Here is an 18,479-nt window from a genome sequence, read left to right on the forward strand (position 1 = left end):
AGGGCTGTTCCCCCAAACCGCGGAGGTATGCCGCATGAACCGAGGACGGACGAGCACCACGACACCCGGCAAGAGCCGCTTCGACGACATCTACAACCGGCCCGATCCGCGCGCCTACTTCCGCCGGCTCGCCCCGCTGCAGTACGAGATTCCGCATCAGGCCCAGGACCCGTTCCGCAGGGCCCGGGCCGACCGGGCCGCGACCGGGGACACCGGCGGCCCCGTCACGGTCCTCGATCTGTGCTGCTCGTACGGCATCAACGCCGCGCTCCTCAACCACGACCTCACGCTCGCCGAGCTGTACGCCCACTACACGGGCCCAGAGACGCAATCCCTCACCACCGCCGAACTCATCGACCTGGACAAGGAGTTCTACGCCTCGCGGCGCCGCGAGGACGCGACTCCCGCGATCGGTCTCGACGCCGCGGACCAGGCCGTGCGCTATGCCCTGGCCGTCGGCCTGCTCGACGAGGGGTACGCCGAGAACCTGGAGCAGCACGCGCCCGGTGAGCAGCTGAGGCGCGCCGTCGCGGGCACCGGGCTGATAACGGTCACCGGAGGCATCGGCTACATCACCCGCCGTACCTTCGAAGCACTGCTGGAGTGTGCCGAGATACCCCTCTGGGTCACCGCGTTCGTCCTGCGGACCGTCGACTACGAGCCGGTGATCTCCGCTCTGGCCGACTTCGGTCTTGCCACCGAGACGGACCCGGCGCACACATATCCGCAGCGGCTGTTCACCGGTTCGGCGGAACAGCGCAATGCCGTCGAGCAGGCCCGTCTGCTGGGTCACGACCCGGCGGGCCTTGAGGCCGAAGGCCGCTACTACACGCGGCTGTACCAGTCCCGCCCCCGCGCTGCCTGACCGGGCGCAGATCGCCGGCCACGGATCGCGGGCGGGCGCAGACGGGGAGCAATCGCTAGAATTCGAACATGGGAGAGCGGCCTGTCGCGCCGACTGCGCCCGAACTCGTCCTCGAAACCGACGCGGGCTCCACGGTGATGAGTCCGAGCCGGGACTATCACGTCGGGCGCGACCCCTTGAGCGACATCGTCATCGACGATGCCCGGGTGTCCTGGCACCACGCGGTGCTGCGGCCCGAAGCCGGGCACTGGACGATCGAGGACGAAGACAGCACCAACGGCACGTACGCCGACGGCCGTCGGATCCACGAATGGGGTGTCGGTCCGGGCAGCGTCATCAGGTTCGGCAATCCCGCGAACGGACCGCGAGCTGTTCTGATCGGCCGGGATCCCCCGGCCGCCGTACTGCGGGGGCCGGACCGCCCGTCGCAGGTCTCCATGCCGTCCGCGACGGGCACGTTCCGGCAGCCGACCACGGTACGGCCGCTGCCGGTGCGCACCGTACGCATCGGGCGCGGCACCGACAACGAGCTGGTCATCGACGATCTGGTCGTCTCGCGCAGGCACGCGGAGCTGCAGGCACATCCGGACGGCACGTACGAGATCGTCGACCTCGGCTCGCACAACGGCACCTACCTCAACGGCCAGCCGGTCGACCGTGCGCCCGTTCTGCCCGGTGACATCGTCGGCATCGGCCACTCCGCCTTCTGTCTCGTCGGCGACGAACTGCAGGAGTACGTCGACACCGGCGAGATCTCGCTCGACGTCCAGGACCTGGCGGTGTCGGTGGACCGGGGCCGCAAAACACTGCTCGACCATGTGTCGTTTCCGGTGGGCGAGAAGTGCCTGCTCGCCGTGGTGGGCCCCAGCGGCGCCGGCAAGTCCACGCTGCTCAACGCGCTCACCGGCCTGCGGCCCGCCGACCAGGGCACCGTCCTGTACGACGGACGCGACCTGTACCGCGACTACGCGGAGTTGCGCCAGCGCATCGGACTCGTACCGCAGGACGACATCCTGCACTCGCAGCTCGGTGTGCGCCGGGCTCTGGGCTACGCGGCCGAACTGCGCTTTCCGCAGGACACCGCGAAGGCCGAACGGCAGGCCAGGGTGGCCGAGGTGGTGCGTGAGCTGGGCCTGGAGCAGCGGGTCGGTCAGCCGATCCACAGCCTGTCCGGCGGCCAGCGCAAGCGGGTCAGTGTGGCCCTTGAGCTGCTGACGAAGCCCTCGCTCCTCTTCCTCGACGAGCCGACCTCCGGACTCGACCCCGGCATGGACCGCTCGGTCATGCGGATGCTCCGCGGCCTCGCCGACGACGGTCGCACCGTCATCGTCGTCACGCACAGCGTCCTCAGCCTGGATGTCTGCGACCGGCTGCTGGTGCTGGCGCCCGGTGGCCGGATCGCCTACTACGGGCCGCCGGACGACGCGCTGGCCTTCTTCGGCTTCGAGGAGTGGCCGGAGGCGTTCGAGGCCTTCGAGAACGACCAGGACCGGGACTGGGCGGGTACCTACCGCGAGTCGCCCTTCCACCGGCAGTACATCGCGAACTCCACGACGCAGCCGGTGCTGCCGCAGGACCAGGTGGCCGCCCAGGTCGCGCCGCCGCCGAAGGCACAGAGCTGGGGGACACAGTTGTGGACCCTGGTGCGCCGGTACGCGGCCGCGCTCGGCGCCGACCGGACCTTCCTCGTCATCATGGTCGCGCTGCCCTTCGTGATGGGCGCGATGACCCGCGCCCTGGCCGGCAGCACGCTGACCCAGGAGACGGCGATGAACGCGCTGCTCATCCTGTGCGTGGGCGGCGTGCTGACGGGAGCGGCCAACGCCGTGCGGGAGCTGGTCAAGGAACGCGTCATCTACCAGCGCGAACGCGCCGTCGGGCTGTCCAGATCCGCGTATCTGATGTCCAAGGTCGTGGTGCTCGGCACGATCACCGTGCTGCAGGCCATCGTCCTGACCCTGGTCGGGCTCGTCGGGGTCGACCTCTCCGCGCCGGGCGGTGAAGGGGTGCTGATGCCGCCCCTCGTGGAGATCACCCTGGCCGTGGCACTGCTGTCCTTCACCGCGATGATGCTCGGCCTGCTGGTCTCCGCGCTGGTGCGCAAGGAAGAGGTCACGATGCCTCTGCTGGTGCTCCTTGCCATCGTCCAGGTCGTGTTCTGCGGCGCGCTGTTGAAGCTGGACGGGGTCCCCGGGGTCGAGCAGCTTGCGTGGCTGGTGCCCTCCCGGTGGGCGCTGGGGGCGATGGCGGGAACGATCGGGCTGCACCGGATCGTCCCGGGCAAGCTGACGACCGATCCGCTCTTCGAGCACGACAGCGCGGTGTGGCTGCTCAACATGGGCATGATGGTGGTCCTCTCCGTCGTCTTCGGCTACGCGGTCGCGAAGCTGCTGCGCCGCCATGAACCCGCCATCATGCGGAAGTAGGGGCGGGGTCACTGATGACGATCGAGGACTTCCGCCCGACACATGTCGTCCCCCAGGACGGACTGCCCGCCTGGGAGGCGCCGGACGGGTCCCGGCCGACCGAGCCGCTGGACCCGCTGCTGCCGGTACAACTTCTGGAGCGGCGCGGGGACTGGGGGCAGATCCTGTGCGCGAACGGCTGGTCGGCGTGGGTGGATGGCCGGCTGCTGGTCTCCGTACCGCAGGAACCCCCCGCGGCCGGACGGCCGATGGCCCGTACGGCGGATCCGCGGCCGCTCATGGCACGCGTCGAGGAGACTCTGGGCCAGTACCGCAGCGCGGCCGAGGACCTGGCGGCCGGACGGACGGACGGCGAGACCTTCCACCGCCGGACGCGGGGGCTGCGGGTGGGGATGGTCGTAGAAGGTGAGTCGGTATGGCTGTACGACGCCGAGCACGAGCGGTGGGTCTACTGCGACGGGACACGGCTCAGGACGTACGCGACGCCGTCGGGGCCCGCAGCCGGGACATCGCCGTCGGGGACCGGTACCGCGGCGCCGGCGGAAACGACGCGAGTGGTCGGCCCGGGCGAGGTCGCGCCGGAGCCGGGCAGGGCGGAGGAGACCCGTCCCGTGCCGCCCGTCGGGGACTCCCCCGGCCATCCGCCCACGCGGCCCGGTGAGCCCTGATGGCCGGTGCCCCCCGTGACGACGGCCTGCCCACCGGAAGGCCCTCCGAGCTGCTCGGCAAACAGATCGCGGGCTATCTCGTCGAGAGCGAGATCGGCCGCGGCGGCATGGCGGTCGTCTACCGCGCCAAGGACCTGCGGCTCGACCGCACCGTCGCGCTGAAACTGCTCGCCCCCGAACTCGCCCGCAACGACACCTTCCGCAAACGTTTCACGCACGAGTCACGGGTCGCCGCCGCCATCGACCATCCCCACATCGTGCCGGTCTTCGAGGCCGGTGAGACCGACGGCATTCTCTACATCGCCATGCGCTTTGTCGCCGGACAGGATCTGCGCGCCCTCCTGGACCGCAAGGGGCCGCTCTCGGTACGTGCGGCCGGCCGGATCGCCGCGCAGGTGGCGTCCGCGCTCGACGCCGCGCACGACCACGATCTGGTGCACCGGGACGTCAAACCGGGCAACATCCTGGTCGCGGCGGGCACGGACAGCGACCACCCCGAGCACGTCTACCTCACCGACTTCGGGCTGACGAAGAAGTCGCTGTCGCTGACCGGGTTCACCACGGTCGGCCAGTTCGTCGGGACCCTCGACTATGTGGCCCCGGAGCAGATCTCGGGCCGCCCGGTGGACGGCCGGTGCGACGTGTACAGCCTGGCCTGTGTCGTCTACGAGATGATGGCGGGGGCCCCGCCCTTCCAGCGGGACGACGACATGGCGCTGTTGTGGGCCCATCAGTACGATCCCCCGCCGCCGCTGACCGAACGGCGCCCCGATCTCCCGGTCGCGGTCGACGGCGTACTGGCGCGGGCTCTCGCCAAGTCGCCCGACGAGCGCTACGACAGCTGCCTCGCGTTCGTGTCCGCACTGCGCCTCGCGGGCACCGTACGGGATGCGGGTGGCGGCCATCCGCCGACGCAGGTGGATGTCCGCGTGGCCAAGCCGGTTCAGGAACCCGGGCCGCCGCCGCTGCCGCCGCGCTGGGCGAGGCCGGTGTTCCCCGGGCTCGGGCCCGGTCTGTGACGGCTCTCCGGCCGGCGGATCAGACCTCGCCCCTGCGGTGCACGTGGGAGGCGAGCAGGCTGCCGAGGAAGCCGGTGACCAGTCCCCACAGGACGGCCAGGCCGAGCGCGGCCCACAGCTGCGGCTTCAGCGTCACCACTCCGCTCAGGCCGCCGGCGAGGTCGCCGATGCCCAGCAGGGACAGGCCGTAGCGAGCGTCGACCGGAACGAGGAGGCAGATGGTCAGCACCGTGAGGGTCAGCCCCACGGCCATGTGAACGGCGTGCTGCCAGGCCCGCATCCGGGCAGGTGAACGCACGGCCATCACGAACGCGGCACCCAGCACCAGGACCGCGGCCACGACGACGAGCCACCACGCCCGCTCGTCGTAGTCGGCGAGCGAGCCGACATTGAGTGTGGAGTCCTCGGGCGTACGCAGAACCGAGTCGAGCACCTGCGGCATGGGCAGCCCGAAGGGGCCCTCGACCCGTCCCTCCCACGAGGCGCCGAGACCGAGAGTGAGGGCGAGCCAGACGAGGTTGGGCAGTCCGAGCAGGATCACGGCGAAGGTCTCGGCGGCGTGCCCCCTGGTCGCCGCGACGACGAGTCCGATGACCACTCCTACGACGACGTAGGCGAGCAGCAGCACGACCATGGCGAAGGCGGCCGGGCGGACCGACTCCTGGAAACGCACCAGTCGGGCGGGGAGCGGAGCTTTGCGCGATACGAGCAGGGCGAGGACGAGGAGGCCCGCGAGCCAGACCAGGCCGAGGACGAGCGTGAGCGGGATGTCGGCGCGGAATCCGACCTGGGGCGAGGCGTCCAGCAGGTCGCCGATGTCGCCGATGGTGCCTTCGCCGAGCGGGATGTCGAAGGTGTGGCGGGCCAGGGCCGCGAGGCCGATGAGCGCCAGCGCCCACAGCGCCGCCACGCGGGCCGTCCAGCCGACGAGTTCACGGGTCCCGGCGACGGCCCGGTTGCGCAGCGGCCGCAGAAAACCGGCGGCGATGACGAGGGCTCCGGCGAGGGTGACCGACAGCGGCAGCACACTGAGGTCGGCCTGGGTGTCGGCGATGAATCCGGCGTCGCCCGAGAGTTCCACGGAGCCGCCGACGGCCATGACGACCACGGCCGCGGCGACGCTCCCGAAGGCGTTCCCGGGAAGGTCGGCGGCGCCGGCGGCCCACAGGCCGAGTGCGGCGGTGGCGTAGAGGGCGATCACCCCTGCGAGCACCGCCACCAGGGCGTCGCCCCAGCCGGGGGAGGCACGTGTCGTACGGCTCCGGCGGCCGGTCTCCTGGAAGCTCACGCTGCCACGCTAAGCAGGGCTGCGGCGCCGCGCCCGCTGTGGTGGGCCGACCGCGTCGGCTTGCGGGCCGTCCAGGTGTGGAGCACACAATGGGCTCGGTATGCGTGATATTGAGCATTTTTCGTTTTTGCCAGCATTCACTGGCATCGCTGTGCCGAGTTTCCGGCGCTGACGCACTCCTGCGCCGGATATTCCTACGCTGGAAGGAAGGGCCTGTGAGCGCCCAACCGCCGTCGTCCGACCGCCCCACAGGACCCCCGTCCGGCCCCCTCTCGGGCCCGACGCAGCAGAGCCCGACGCCTCCGCCCGGCACTCCCCCGGGACCTCCGACGGGTGGTGGCGGCTCCGGAGGAGGCGGCGGTGGACCGGGCGGTCCCGGAGGAGGCGGGCAGGCACAGGGCCCGGGCGGGGAGCCCGAACGCCCCTGGTGGCGGTCGGTCCCCAGAATCGCGACGATCGCCGCCGCGCTGGTCGCCGTCGTGGCGCTGACCCTTGTCCTGACGCGCCCCGGAGGAGGCGGCACGGCCGCGGCCGGGGAGATCGTCAGAGACCCCGTCAACGCGGCGGGCGATGATCCGTACACGCCCCCGTCGACGGACAAGGAGCCCCCTCCCAAGGACCAGCCCGCCTCGCCGACGGGAACGCTGAGCGGCTCGGATGCCGGGGTGTACGGCGGAACACGGCAGGTGGCCAGTTGCAACGTGGAGAAACAGATCGGCTATCTCTCCGCGGCTCCGGCCAAGAACAGCGCGTTCGCCTCGGTCCTGGGCATCAGCCCCGGCCAGGTGCCCGGCTATCTGCGCTCGCTGACACCCCTTCGGCTCAGCTACGACACCCGGGTCACCAACCACGGCTACAAGGACGGAGGCCCCACCACGTATCAGTCGGTGCTGCAGGCGGGTACGGCCGTCCTCGTCGACGACCACGGCGTTCCGCGCGTGCGCTGCGCATGCGGCAATCCGCTGCAGGAGCCGAAAAAGGTGCAGGGCGACGCCCGGCTGACGGGCCCCACGTGGTCCGGCTTCCAGACCACGAAGGTGGTGCAGGTTCAGCCCTCCGTCACCGTGATCAACGTCTTTGTCGTCTTCGACCCGAACCAGGGGGACTGGTTCGTGCGGAAGTCCGGTGACCAGCACGGACGCCACGACAAGAAGGTCCCGCCGCCCGTGACCCGGCCACCCACGTCGCCGTCCCCCAACACGTCCTCGCCGTCGTCGCCCTGCCCGCCCCCCGAAGAGCCCTCGCCCGGGTCGAGCAGCCCTTGCCCCCCGACGTCGCCTTCCTCGAAGCCCCCGTCGCCCGAGTCCCCCTCGTCCTCCTCGCCTTCATCGGAGCCGCCGTCGTCGGAACAACCGGAGTCGGGCGCGTCGTCCCCTGAGTCGCCCAGCGGCTCATCGGCCTCGCAGCCCGACGCGGCCTCCTCGCCCGCGCCTGTCAGCTAGCGCGCAACCGCCAGGCGCCGCTACCCGAGTTCGAGCGTCGTGACGCCGAAGGTCCGCTCCGCGCGGATCTCGGGGACCGGCCCGGTGTACATGCGCACGGTGTGCGAGCGCACTTCGAGACCGCGCGCCGTGGCCAGGGCGCCCGCGGCGCGCTGGGGTTCGGGGATGTCGATGGAGACCTCGTCCTCGGGCCCGAGATGCGCGGTGAGGGCGTCGAAGAGCGCTTCGGCGTCCTCGGGCGTGTCGGCGAACAGCGGCCCGATGCGATGGCCGTCGCGGGCCTGGCGGATCACTCCGTAGCCAGTGATGTGTCCTTCGCGCAGGCGGGCGTAGGCGACATGTCCCGCCGCGGTGAGCCAGCGCGCGACGAAGGCACGCCGGTCGGCGGGGAAGCACTGCCGGTCGTACGCCGCGATCGCGTCGGCATGGGCAGCGGTGACGGGCACGACATCCGGCGCCGGGGCTGCAGACCGCTCGGGGCGGCCGCCGTAGCGGAGGGTGTCGTTGGCGGACTTGAACCCGGCGCGCATATAGGTGGGTTGCTGCTCGGGGACCGCGTCCAGTCCCACGGTGCGGGTCCCGGCGTGCGGGAAGGCGGCCCGCCAGGTCGCCAGGCCGAGGCCCTGCCGACGGTGGTCGGGGTGGACGAGGTAGTAGCCGAGGAAGGCGTACTGCTCCGAGTAGTTGACGATCGAGACGGCGGACAGCGTGCGGTCGCCCAGGCGGCCGATGAAGAAGCCCGCGGGATCGGTGGGGTGGAAACAGGCCACGTCGCCGCGGCCGGGATTCCACCCCTCCTCGGCGGCCCACCCCGCCACCTGGTGCCAGTCCTCCAACGAGGCTGCGGTGACGGTGAGTCCGCCCGCGCCGCCGGGAGTGCTCCCGGCGGCGCGCTCGACGGCGGCAGGTGACTGGGGGGCTTCGCCGAGGGGGTTCATACGTTCTTTCGTCCCTTCAGATGATGGCGGGTGCGGCCGCCGTGCGCGGCCTCGGGGTGGTTGTGCCGGCGCTCAGATCAGGTCCATGGCGGCCACTTCGTCGGGGCTGCCGTAGCTGACCGGCCCCTGGAAGCGTCGGCGGGCGGTGGCGAACCACCACACCGTGGCGATGAACAGCACCACTCCCAGTGCGATCGGCGCGTAGTTGAACGTCGTTCCGGTGATCGGAGAGACCTGGGGCAGCATGAACAGCACGCTGCTGAAGACGATCCAGGTCACGGCGATCACGCCCACCGGCTTGCCCCAACGGCCCAGGTTCCACGGTCCCGGCTGGAAGTCGTCGAGCCGCAGCCGCAGGAAGATCGGCACTCCGTAGGCGAGATAGAGCCCGACGACGTTGACGCTCACAATGGCGGTGAAAGCCGTGTGGGACCACCAGGCGGGAATGATCAGTGCCATGGAGCAGGCCGCGGCGAGCCACACCGCATTGACCGGTGTACGGGTCCGCAGGGACACCGAATGCCACCAACGGGAGCCGGGCATCGCCCCGTCGCGCGAGAAGGCGAAGATCTGGCGCGTATTGCTGGTCATGTTGGCGAGCCCGCAGAAGAGCATGGCGCCGATCACGATCAGCAGAAGCAACTTCGCCGTGCCCATGCCGAGCGCGTCGATGAGAATCTGCACCGGGGGCGCCGCGGCGCTCGCTTCGGCCGCGTAATCCTGGATCGCGTACACCAGGGCGAGCATGAGGATCAGCCCGGCGCCCGCGGAGTAGGAGATCGCCCGCATGATGCCCTTGGGCGTGTTGACCGTCGCCTTCACGGTCTCCTCGGACATGTGGAAACTGCCGTCGAAACCGGTGAAGGTCCAGCTGGTCACGAGCAGACCCAGCATTGCGGCGTAGATGCCATTGGTGAAACCAGTGTTGTTCGCGAAATGGGTGACGAACGAGGCCGACTGATGGTGCGCCGGTTTCACGGTCAGGGCGACGACGATCACCACCATGCCGACCAGCAGCCACCACACGGAGATCCGGTTGAGGGCGGCGACCAGTTGCACCGTGTACGTGTTGGCCAGCGCCTGGAGGACCAGGATCACCGCCGTGATGAGCACCGTGCGCTGCGCCGTGACGTCGTAGCCCGGCCACTGCATGACTATGAACGCCTGGATGAAGGTGGCCGCGGCGTAACCGGTCGCGGCGGTGCCGCCCACCTGGCCCACGAAGTTCAGCCAGCCCGTGTACCAGGACCAGGCTCCGCGGTGCCGCTTGGCGAGCTTGCCCGCGGAGAAGTACAGCGCGCCGCTCGTCGGGTAGGCGGAGGCGATTTCACCCATCGCCGCGCCGACGAACAGCACCATGACCGACACGCCGATCCAGCCGAAGACAAGGATCCGCGGCCCGCCCGCGCCCATGCCGAAGCCGAACGCCGAGAAGATCCCGGAGATGATGTTGATGATGGTGAAGGAGATGGCGAAATTGTCGAACGCCCGGAATCTGCGGGTGAGTTTCCTGGGGTAGCCCATGGCGTGCAGTGTCGCGTCGTCGTCGAGGGTGACCGACTCCGCATCCTGACGGTATTTCGAGCGAAGGACAGACGTACGCTCGGACACAATCGCAGCCTTTCTCATTGGGGGTGAGAGAACTGATCGGCTTCATTGAGGGGACAACTCGTGCGGCAATATCAGGCCGCACTGGGAATGGGGAGCCCGCAGGAGCGTCTCGCTCGGGTCAACTGGTCCGCCGGGGCACCGAATGCACTCCACGGCATACGCGAGGCATAGGGTCCCATCGCCGTGAGCACCTCCCGGGCCTCGAATTCGCGCCTCGCCATGTAGAGCGCGTGGGCCAGATACGAGAGGTCGAGTACGGGAGTGAACCGGTAGTCGGTCACCCGGGGGAACCAGTTGTTGTAACTGCCCGTCGCAGCGGCCAGCCACTGGGGCTGTTCCCAGGTGCGGTCGGCCAGCAGGGCCGAGGCGTCGTAGTCCTCGACGAGGGCGACCAGCGGCAGCAGCCTCAACGCGGATGAGGCAGGGGCCCGGTGGCTGAGGAAGGAGGCGACGTCCCAGCGCGCACTCGCCGTCCCGCCGTGGCGGGTGAAGAAGAAGGCAAGGAATCGGTGGTGCGCCTCGCGGTGCCAGGGGTCGAGCCGGAGGATGTGGGCGAACAGCTGCCAGGGTCCCGGCGGCGCGGTCAGCAAGCCGTTGGGGGCCGGATCCCTGGGGCGCCTGAGGCGGGACAGGGCCAGTTGAGCAACCCACGGAGTGGGGTCCTGCGGCAACATCTGCGCCGCCCGTTCGCTTGCCGCCTGCGCTATCCCGACGAGCGTTCCCGCCCGGCGGTCATGGGCATCGGCCATCCGTAACGCCCGGAGCATCGCCACGCGCGCCCACAGCAGGGCCGATTCCGGGCCCGGCTCCTCGTCCAGCCACCGCTCGGCAAGATCGGAGTCCGCCGCCTCGGACGCCAGCACCAGGGAGCGATGGGCCCGCACTTCGAAATCGTGGCGCGCGTCCAGGAGGGCTTCGTGCGCGCTCAGGTACCGGCCTGCCTTCACATCGATACAGGCCTGAGCCAACTGGCGGTCATCGGCAGCCGGATGCCAGACATACTGCCCCTCGAACGAGCCAGCAGCCATGAACCCCTCCCCGCTCCTGCAGACGACACCACCCATGCACAGATTCCGGCCACGCAGAATTAGCCGGATCCCTTCCATTGATCCACGGCAGCGAGCACACCCTACTCACCAACAAGTCATATCGAAAACAGCAGTCCGGTTGATCCACCGCCAACTCATTCAGGATTGCACTAACCGGACCGCAGTCTCTTTTACACCCCCAACTCGCGGGACATCCATATGGCATATGCGCTTCTCCGTGAGATCTCCGGGCGGAATCCCGGTGCCCCGCCCGACGCCCCGAAGCGCCCGTGCACACTCCCTTGACAACGATGTCCATCAGTGGTCCAGTCCTCCAGGCCGTCGGCGCGCTGCCGCTGGAGGCGGCGCCGACGACTACGCCCGGATGAAGTCGAGCAGATCGGCGTTGAAGGCCTGCTCGTAGTCGCCGGTCAGACCGTGCGGCGCACCGGGGTAGACCTTGAGCGTCGCGTCCTTGACCAGCTGTACGGACTTGTGGGCGGCAGCGACGATGGGCACGATCTGGTCGTCGTCGCCGTGGGCGACGAAGGTGGGGACGTCGATCCGCTTCAGGTCCTCGGTGAAGTCGGTCTCCGAGAACTGGGCGACGCAGTCGTACGCGGCCTTCAGCCCGCACTGCATGCTCTGCAGCCAGAACGCGTCCCGCGTGCCCTGGGAGACGGACGAGCCGGGCCGGTTCGCCCCGTAGAAGCTCGCGCTGAGGTCCTTGCAGAACTGCGACCGGTCGCCCTCGACTCCCGCCCGGATCCCGTCGAAGACGTCGATGGGCAGGCCTTCAGGATTGGCATCGGTCTTCAGCATCAGCGGAGGTACGGCGCCGAGGAGTACGGCCTTGGCCACGCGGGCCGTGCCGTGCCTGCCGATGTAGCGGGCCACTTCGCCACCGCCGGTCGAGTGTCCGACCAGGATGACCTCGTTGAGATGGAGCGACTCGATCAGCTGGGCGAGATCATCTGCGTACGTGTCCATGTCGTTGCCCTGCCAGGGCTGGCCGGAGCGGCCGTGACCGCGCCGGTCGTGGGCGACGGCACGGAAGCCGTTCTCGGCGACCAGCCGCAACTGCCCGTCCCAGGCGTCGGCGTTGAGCGGCCAGCCGTGGCTGAAGACGACGGGCTGCCCGCTGCCCCAGTCCTTGTAGTAGATCTCGATGCCGTCGGTGGTCGTGAAGCTGCTCATGAGCTGCTGTCCTCTCGGTCGGACGAAGCGGCGTACGCAGGTGAGAGCGATTTCGGCGACCTTGGCCTCCGTCCACGGGTTGAGGGCTCCTTCACCTCATCGTCGCTCACGGCGCTCGCGAGCGCGTACTGGGCGGAGACACCTGGTATCGGTCACATGTTTGCGTTTCAACGTATGCAGGACGCACCGATCGCCTGGTTATCGTGATGCCCTGTCACCGACAACCGGAGCAGTTGTGCCCAATACGGAAGAACTGGCGGACCGGCCGCTGAGCGGGCAGGCCGTCGCGCCCATCCCCCAGGCCGCGCCTGACCGCCCCGTGCCCTCTGTCGTCGTCGCCGGAGCGGTCTCGCTGTTTCTCCTCCTCGCGCTCGGCCGACTGCTCGGCGCCGACCAGTGGCTCACGCATCCCGGTTTCCGGGCCTGGCAGACGATCTGCGTGGCCATCGCCGTACAGGCGCTGCCGTTTCTCCTGCTCGGCACCCTGATCTCCGGTGCCGTCAACGCGTTCGTCCCCGCCCATGCCTTCAGCCGGATCCTGCCGCGCAACCCCGCGCTGGCGGTGCCGGTGGCGAGCGCGGCGGGCGTCGTACTGCCCGGCTGCGAGTGCGCCTCGGTGCCGGTCGCGGGCAGCCTGATCCGGCGCGGTGTCACACCGGCCGCCGCATTCGCGTTCCTCCTGTCCGCACCCGCGGTCAACCCGGTCGTGCTCGCGGCGACGGCCGTGGCCTTCCCCGGCAGTCCGCAGATGGTCGTGGCGCGGCTGATCGCCTCGCTGGCCACGTCCGCGACCATGGGCTGGCTGTGGCTCAGGCTCGGCCGCTCCGAGTGGCTGCGGATGCCGTCCCGGCACACCGGGCATCAGAGCGGCCACAGCCGCTGGGACGAGTTCCGGCTGGGCTTCCAGCACGACTTCCTGCACGCCGGAGGGTTCCTGGTGTTCGGCGCGATGGCTGCCGCAACCTTCAATGTCACCGTGCCGCGCTCGGTGCTCGAGACTTTCTCCGGCTCGGCCTGGATGTCGGTGCTGTTCCTCGCGGGCCTGGCCGTCGTCCTGGCGGTCTGCTCGGAGGCGGACGCCTTTGTGGCCGCCTCGCTGACCGGCTTCTCCCCCACGGCACGGCTGGCGTTCATGGTGGTCGGCCCGATGGTCGACCTCAAGCTGATCGCCCTGCAGGTGGGAACCTTCGGCCGGGCCTTCGCCGTACGCTTCTCGACGGCCACGGCGATCACCGCTGTCGCGTGCAGCGCGCTGACCGGGTGGTGGCTGCTGTGAAGCGCACCCTCCAGGCAGGACTGCTCCTGCTCACCGGGGCCGGGGTTCTGCGGGTCTCCCTCTTCAGCGACATCGTCCTGCGGTACGTCAAGGCGGGCCTGCAGCCGTACGTGATCGCCTCGGGCGTCTGCCTGATGGCGCTCGGCCTGATCGGCGCGGTGCGCGACAGGCCCGGACGGGACGGACCCGCCAAGGACGAGCCCGGCCATGAGCACGGGCACGAGCAGGTTCAGGAGAACGAGCACGAGCACGAGCACGGACATGATCACTCGCACGGTCCCCGCATCGCGTGGCTGCTGCTCCTGCCCGCGCTCGCCCTGCTGTTCTACGCGCCCCCCGCACTCGGCTCGTACACGGCCGCACGCGACAACGCCAAGGTCGTCGAGGACTACGACCGCTTCGACCCGCTGCCGTCCCACGGCCCCGCGCCTCTCTCGCTGACGGAGTTCATCGCCCGGGCGCAGCAGGACGACCACCAGGCCCTCAAGGACCGCACCGTGCTCCTGTCGGGCTTTGTCACACCCGGCAAGAACGGCACCTGGGACCTCACCCGGCTGCTGGTGGCCTGCTGCGCCGCCGACTCCCAGTCCCTGACGGTCACGATGCACGGCGTGCAGGCGCCGCCTGCCGACACCTGGGTGAAGGTCACCGGCACCTGGCATCACGAGGGCACTCTCGGGACACCTTCCGCGGCTCTCGCGCTGGACGTGACCTCCCTCCGGAGGATCCCGCAGCCTCCCAGCCCCTACCTGGACCGGGCCCCCGCCATCGACTCCTGAGCCGCGCGATCAGGCCCGCGAGCGCGCCAGAGCACGGCGCTTGTTTCCAAACAGTCAGTCCGTGGGCACGATGCCCCGGGCGATGCCGAGGTCCACCAAGTCCTGCGGGCGCAGCCGGAGTTGTTCGGCGGTCGCGCGCGCCTGATCCGGCCCGCGTTTGAGGATCGCCGCGGCCAGCTCCGGTGCGATGACGGAGAAGTAACTGTCCGGCGTGGCCCAGGTGTTGCCGGGTGAGGCGAGCGCGAGCGCCCCGCCCGATCCGCCCTCGCCGATCACGAGCGTGGTGACCGGAACTCGGGCGGCGGCCACGGCGGCGAAGGCGTCCGCGATCGCGGGTCCCGCTCCCGCGTGTTCCGCCGCGGCGTCATTGGCGGCGCCCGGCGTGTCGATCAGGGTGAGCACCGGTACGCCGAGGCGGCCGGCGAGCCGGATCAGCCGGGCCGCGGTCCGGTAGCCGGCGGGGAGGGTCGCGGTGCCGCACTGGGCCGCGTAGGCGATGGCCCGTCCCTCGCGGAGTCCGAAGCCGCACAGCATGCCCGGGTCTACGCCTCCGCACCTGTCTCCGCTGATGGTCTCGCGTGTCTCGAAGTACGCGTCGAGGTAGGCGGCCGCCCGCGGGCGGTCGGCGGAGCGTGCGTTCTGGACGGCTTCCCAGCCGGTGGCGGGGAGTTCGGCGCGGCCGAGGGCGCGGGGCGGCCGGGCCGGTGCGTCGGACGGGGCGGTGAGCACCGTCAGCCAGCGGCCCAGCTTCTCGCGCAGCTCCTCCTGGCGTACGACCGCGTCGACATGGCCCGCGGCCAGCTGAGCCTCCGCCGTGTACGCAGCCGGGTCGGCGTCCGCCGGGCGCACCCGCGAGCCCGCGAAGCCGATCTGGGCGCCGGGCAGCGCCATGACGACATCCGCGCCGGCGCCCAGGGTGGCCCAGCCGCCGCCCGTCGACGGGTCGCGCACCACCGCGATCTGGGGTAGTCCCGCGGCGCGTGTGAGCGTGGACTGCCGTGCCACGCGCTGGAGTTGGACCAGCGCGCGCATGCCCTCCTGCATCCGGCTGCCGCCGGTTGCGATCAGCGAGACGACGGGCAGCCGCCGCTCGCGCGCATGGGTGTACGCCGCCTCCAGCCGGTCGCCGGTGTGCTCCCCGAGCGATCCGCCGAGGAAGCCGAACTCGAAGGAGATCAGCACCACTTCGGTCTCACCGACGGTGCCGGTGCCACAGGCCACCGACTCGTTCTCGCCGGTGCGCAGCGCGGCGCGGGCGTGCTGCTCGTCGTAGCCCTGCCAGGCGATCGGACCGTCGGGCGCGGACGTGCCGTCGGGCGCGGGCAATTCGGCAAAGGCGGAGGCCACCCGGGCGATGGCTTCGCGTGCCGTGAGCCGCTCAGCCATGGAGCGCCCGCTTCATGATCTTGCCCATGTCGTTGCGGGGCAGGGTGTCGAGGAAGCGCACGTCGCGCGGGCGCTTGTGCGGGGCGAGTTGGGCCGCGACATGTGCGGAGAGCTCTTCGGGGGCGGGTGGCTCGGCGGGGTCCGCCGGCACGATCCAGGCGACGATCCGCTCGCCCAGATCCGCGTCGGGCTCGCCGGTCACGGCTGCCTCGCGGACGCCGGGATGGTCGAGCAGCGCGTTCTCGATCTCTCCCGCGCCGATCTTGTGGCCGCCGCTCTTGATGAGGTCGGTGGCCTTGCGGCCGACGATCCGCACATAGCCGTCGGCGTCTAGGCTCGCCATGTCTCCCGTACGGAACCAGCCGTCGTCGAAGGCCGCCTCGGTCGCGTCGGGCCGGTTCAGATACCGCGTGAAGAGGTTGGGCCCGCGCACCTGGATCTCGCCGATGCCGTCGCTCTCGTCGACCAGCCGGAACTCAACTCCCTTGAGGGGCAGACCGACCGTCCCCGGGCGCGGCTCGCCGTCGGCGCGTACGGAAGTGCTCATGAGCGTCTCCGTCATCCCGTAGCGCTCTATGACCCGGCGGCCGGTCGCCGCGGCGATCCGCTCATGGTCGTGCACGGGCAGCGCGGCCGATCCGGAGACCAGCAGCCTGGCCCCGGCCAATGCCTTCACCAGCTGCGGATCGCCGGGCAGTGCCTCGGCGATGCGGTGGTACATCGTCGGTACGCCGAAGAGCATCGTGGCGCCGGACGCCAGTTCGCGTGCCACGCCCTGCGTGCTGAACCGCCCCAGGTGCCGCACCTCGCCGCCGCGGCGCAGCGGCCCCAGGATGCCGAGGATCAGTCCGTGGACGTGGAACAGCGGCAACCCGTGCACCAGAACGTCGTCGGCGGTCCACTGCCAGGCGTCCTCCAGCGCGTCGAGTGTGGAGGTGATCGCCCGGCGCGGCAGGACGGCGCCCTTGGGCGGTCCGGTGGTGCCCGAGGTGTAGACGATGAGGGCGGGCGCCTCGGGTGACAGCTCGGGCGGCAGCGGTGTTTCCGGTCCGGTGAGCTCCACGTCCCTGCGCGGCAAGGCGCCCAGGGCCGCCGGCAGTTCGGCGCCCGGCTCGGCCAGCACAAGCGACGGCTCGCTGTCGGCGAGGATGTGCGCCAGTTCGCGCTCGCCGGTCTTCGGATTGAGCGGTACGGCGGGCACGCCCGCGAGCAGCGCCGCGACCACACCCACCGCGGTCTCCGGAGTGGGCGTCGCCCACACCGCGACCCTTCGCGCGCCGGCCAGCCCTGCGGCCAGTGAGCCCGCGGCCGCGGCCAGTTCGGCATGGGTCAGGGACCGGTCGCCGAAGCGGAGAGCCGGCAGCGCAGACCTCGCGGCGAGTGCGGGGAAGAGAGGGGACACGCGTCGTACTCCTTGCTGTCGTCGGACCGCTGTCACGATGATCCCTCCTTACGCCGCCCGGCGTCGAAGGAATCGTTCACCGGCCAGGGGCCTCGGCTCACCAGCCGCGCGCCTCCCGCAGCAGCCGGTCGCGCACCAGTGTGAGGTGCGGGTTGTCGGTGGCGCCGGGGCGCTGGACGAGATAGCCGGTGTTGATGGGCGGGTCCTCGGGCGCCAGCAGCGTCACCACCACGCCGGCGGTGAGTTCGCCCTGGCAGAGATAGCGCGGCAGCACGCTCATTCCGGCGCCCGCGGCGACGGCCGAGAGTACCCCGCGCAGATCGGGGACGGTCAGTGCGGCCTGCGCGTTCAGGCGCGTGCCGAAGACATGGCGCCAGTAGCGGCGGGCTATGGGCAGGTCCTCCGCGTAGGTGACCAGCGGGACGCCGCGCAGGGCGGCGGGCCCCTCGTCCGCCACCCGCTCCTGCCAGTCCCCGTCCCGGCCGATGCGTTCGGCCCACAGCGGCGATGCGACCAGCACGAATTCCTCGTCCATCAGCGGTACGGCATTGAGCGTGCGGCCGCGCGGGCGGTGGGTGGAGATCACCAGGTCGTAGTGGCCCTGGCGCAGGCCTTCGAGCAGTTCGTCGGTCAGCCCGGTCGTGACCCTGAGCCGTACGCCCTGCTCGACCAGCGGCGCGAGGGCGGGCAGGGCGCGTACGCACAGGAGCTCGGCCGGACCCGCGAGGTGCACGGGATCGGCGGGGACGGTCTCGTCGAGATGGCCGCGGTCGGCGACGGCGGCCAGGGCGTCCAGGGGCCCCGCGATCCGTGCGGCGAGGCCGTCGGCGACCGGGGTCGGAGTGACGCCGCGGGGCAGCCGCTCGAACAACTCGCGGCCCAACTGCCGCTCCAGGGAACGGATCTGGGTGGTCACCGTGGGCTGGGACAGACCGAGGAGACGTGCCGCCGCGGTGAATGAGCCCGCCCGGTGGACGGCGAGGAAGGTCCGCAGCAGGGTCAGATCGAGGGGTGCGTTCGACGCGGCCTCCCGCATTCCCGTCGATCCATTGGATTCTCTATGGCTCATGATGGTGAGCCTATTGGATCCGAATGACCCGGCGATTTAGGTTCGAAGACGTCAGCAAGAGCGAAACCCAGCGGAGAGATGTGAG

The 18,479-nt window shown here is 70.5% G+C and carries 15 protein-coding genes; 7 read left to right on the forward strand and 8 right to left on the reverse strand.

Annotated features, from left to right (window positions below; genetic code table 11):
* The first annotated feature begins 34 nt into the window (after positions 1-34).
* The 4 genes from OOK40_RS30190 (at position 35) to OOK40_RS30205 (ending at position 4,978) form a co-directional block, all read left to right on the forward strand.
* Complete coding sequence (locus tag OOK40_RS30190; RefSeq protein ID WP_266487833.1) at positions 35-865, forward strand: hypothetical protein; 831 nt, start codon at positions 35-37, stop codon at positions 863-865.
* A 68-nt stretch (positions 866-933) separates the two neighbouring features.
* On the forward strand, positions 934-3,291 hold the full coding sequence (locus tag OOK40_RS30195; protein ID WP_266487835.1) for an FHA domain-containing protein: 2,358 nt from the start codon (positions 934-936) through the stop codon (positions 3,289-3,291).
* Positions 3,292-3,305: 14 nt separating this feature from the next.
* On the forward strand, positions 3,306-3,959 hold the full coding sequence (locus tag OOK40_RS30200; RefSeq protein WP_266487837.1) for a hypothetical protein: 654 nt from the start codon (positions 3,306-3,308) through the stop codon (positions 3,957-3,959).
* On the forward strand, positions 3,959-4,978 hold the full coding sequence (locus OOK40_RS30205; protein ID WP_266487839.1) for a serine/threonine-protein kinase: 1,020 nt from the start codon (positions 3,959-3,961) through the stop codon (positions 4,976-4,978). The genes OOK40_RS30200 and OOK40_RS30205 overlap by 1 nt, the downstream gene beginning before the upstream one ends.
* Positions 4,979-4,997: 19 nt before the next feature.
* Here OOK40_RS30205 and OOK40_RS30210 read toward each other — a convergent pair whose 3' ends face one another.
* A complete protein-coding gene (locus OOK40_RS30210; RefSeq protein WP_266487841.1) occupies positions 4,998-6,266 on the reverse strand; it encodes a streptophobe family protein in 1,269 nt (422 codons plus the stop codon).
* A gap of 215 nt (positions 6,267-6,481) precedes the next feature.
* Between OOK40_RS30210 and OOK40_RS30215 the strand changes: the two genes are divergently transcribed.
* The gene (locus OOK40_RS30215) at positions 6,482-7,708 is read left to right on the forward strand and encodes a DUF6777 domain-containing protein (protein WP_266487843.1); all 1,227 of its coding nucleotides are present in this window, start codon (positions 6,482-6,484) and stop codon (positions 7,706-7,708) included.
* Positions 7,709-7,728: 20 nt separating this feature from the next.
* On the opposite strand, the gene OOK40_RS30220 is transcribed toward OOK40_RS30215, so the two are convergent.
* The 4 genes from OOK40_RS30220 to OOK40_RS30235 form a co-directional block, all read right to left on the reverse strand.
* The gene (locus OOK40_RS30220; RefSeq protein ID WP_266487846.1) at positions 7,729-8,646 is read right to left on the reverse strand and encodes a GNAT family N-acetyltransferase; all 918 of its coding nucleotides are present in this window, start codon (positions 8,644-8,646) and stop codon (positions 7,729-7,731) included.
* A 72-nt stretch (positions 8,647-8,718) separates the two neighbouring features.
* Positions 8,719-10,257 carry an amino acid permease gene (locus tag OOK40_RS30225; protein ID WP_266487848.1) on the reverse strand — a complete coding sequence of 513 codons (1,539 nt, stop codon included), beginning with the start codon at positions 10,255-10,257 and terminating at the stop codon, positions 8,719-8,721.
* A gap of 71 nt (positions 10,258-10,328) precedes the next feature.
* Positions 10,329-11,285, reverse strand: a complete 957-nt coding sequence (locus tag OOK40_RS30230) for a hypothetical protein (protein WP_266487849.1) — start codon at positions 11,283-11,285, stop codon at positions 10,329-10,331.
* A gap of 375 nt (positions 11,286-11,660) precedes the next feature.
* Positions 11,661-12,482 (reverse strand): alpha/beta fold hydrolase, encoded by an 822-nt coding sequence (locus OOK40_RS30235; protein ID WP_266487850.1) that lies wholly within the window; start codon positions 12,480-12,482, stop codon positions 11,661-11,663.
* Between the two features lie 379 nt (positions 12,483-12,861).
* Here OOK40_RS30235 and OOK40_RS30240 point away from each other — a divergent pair, with 379 nt between their 5' ends.
* Both OOK40_RS30240 and OOK40_RS30245 read left to right on the forward strand, forming a co-directional pair.
* A complete protein-coding gene (locus OOK40_RS30240; RefSeq protein WP_266488521.1) occupies positions 12,862-13,758 on the forward strand; it encodes a permease in 897 nt (298 codons plus the stop codon).
* A complete protein-coding gene (locus OOK40_RS30245; RefSeq protein ID WP_266487852.1) occupies positions 13,755-14,537 on the forward strand; it encodes a TIGR03943 family protein in 783 nt (260 codons plus the stop codon). Before OOK40_RS30240 ends, OOK40_RS30245 begins: the two co-directional genes overlap by 4 nt.
* A gap of 54 nt (positions 14,538-14,591) precedes the next feature.
* On the opposite strand, the gene OOK40_RS30250 is transcribed toward OOK40_RS30245, so the two are convergent.
* From OOK40_RS30250 to OOK40_RS30260, 3 genes are all read right to left on the reverse strand, one after another.
* On the reverse strand, positions 14,592-15,923 hold the full coding sequence (locus OOK40_RS30250; protein WP_266487855.1) for a carboxyl transferase domain-containing protein: 1,332 nt from the start codon (positions 15,921-15,923) through the stop codon (positions 14,592-14,594).
* Positions 15,916-17,325 carry an acyl-CoA synthetase gene (locus OOK40_RS30255; RefSeq protein WP_266487857.1) on the reverse strand — a complete coding sequence of 470 codons (1,410 nt, stop codon included), beginning with the start codon at positions 17,323-17,325 and terminating at the stop codon, positions 15,916-15,918. The genes OOK40_RS30250 and OOK40_RS30255 overlap by 8 nt, the downstream gene beginning before the upstream one ends.
* A 97-nt stretch (positions 17,326-17,422) precedes the next feature.
* A complete protein-coding gene (locus OOK40_RS30260) occupies positions 17,423-18,394 on the reverse strand; it encodes a LysR family transcriptional regulator (RefSeq protein ID WP_266487859.1) in 972 nt (323 codons plus the stop codon).
* Positions 18,395-18,479 lie beyond the last annotated feature (85 nt).

Origin of the sequence: Streptomyces sp. NBC_01481 (assembly GCF_026339995.1) — a bacterium.
GTDB lineage: Bacteria > Actinomycetota > Actinomycetes > Streptomycetales > Streptomycetaceae > Streptomyces.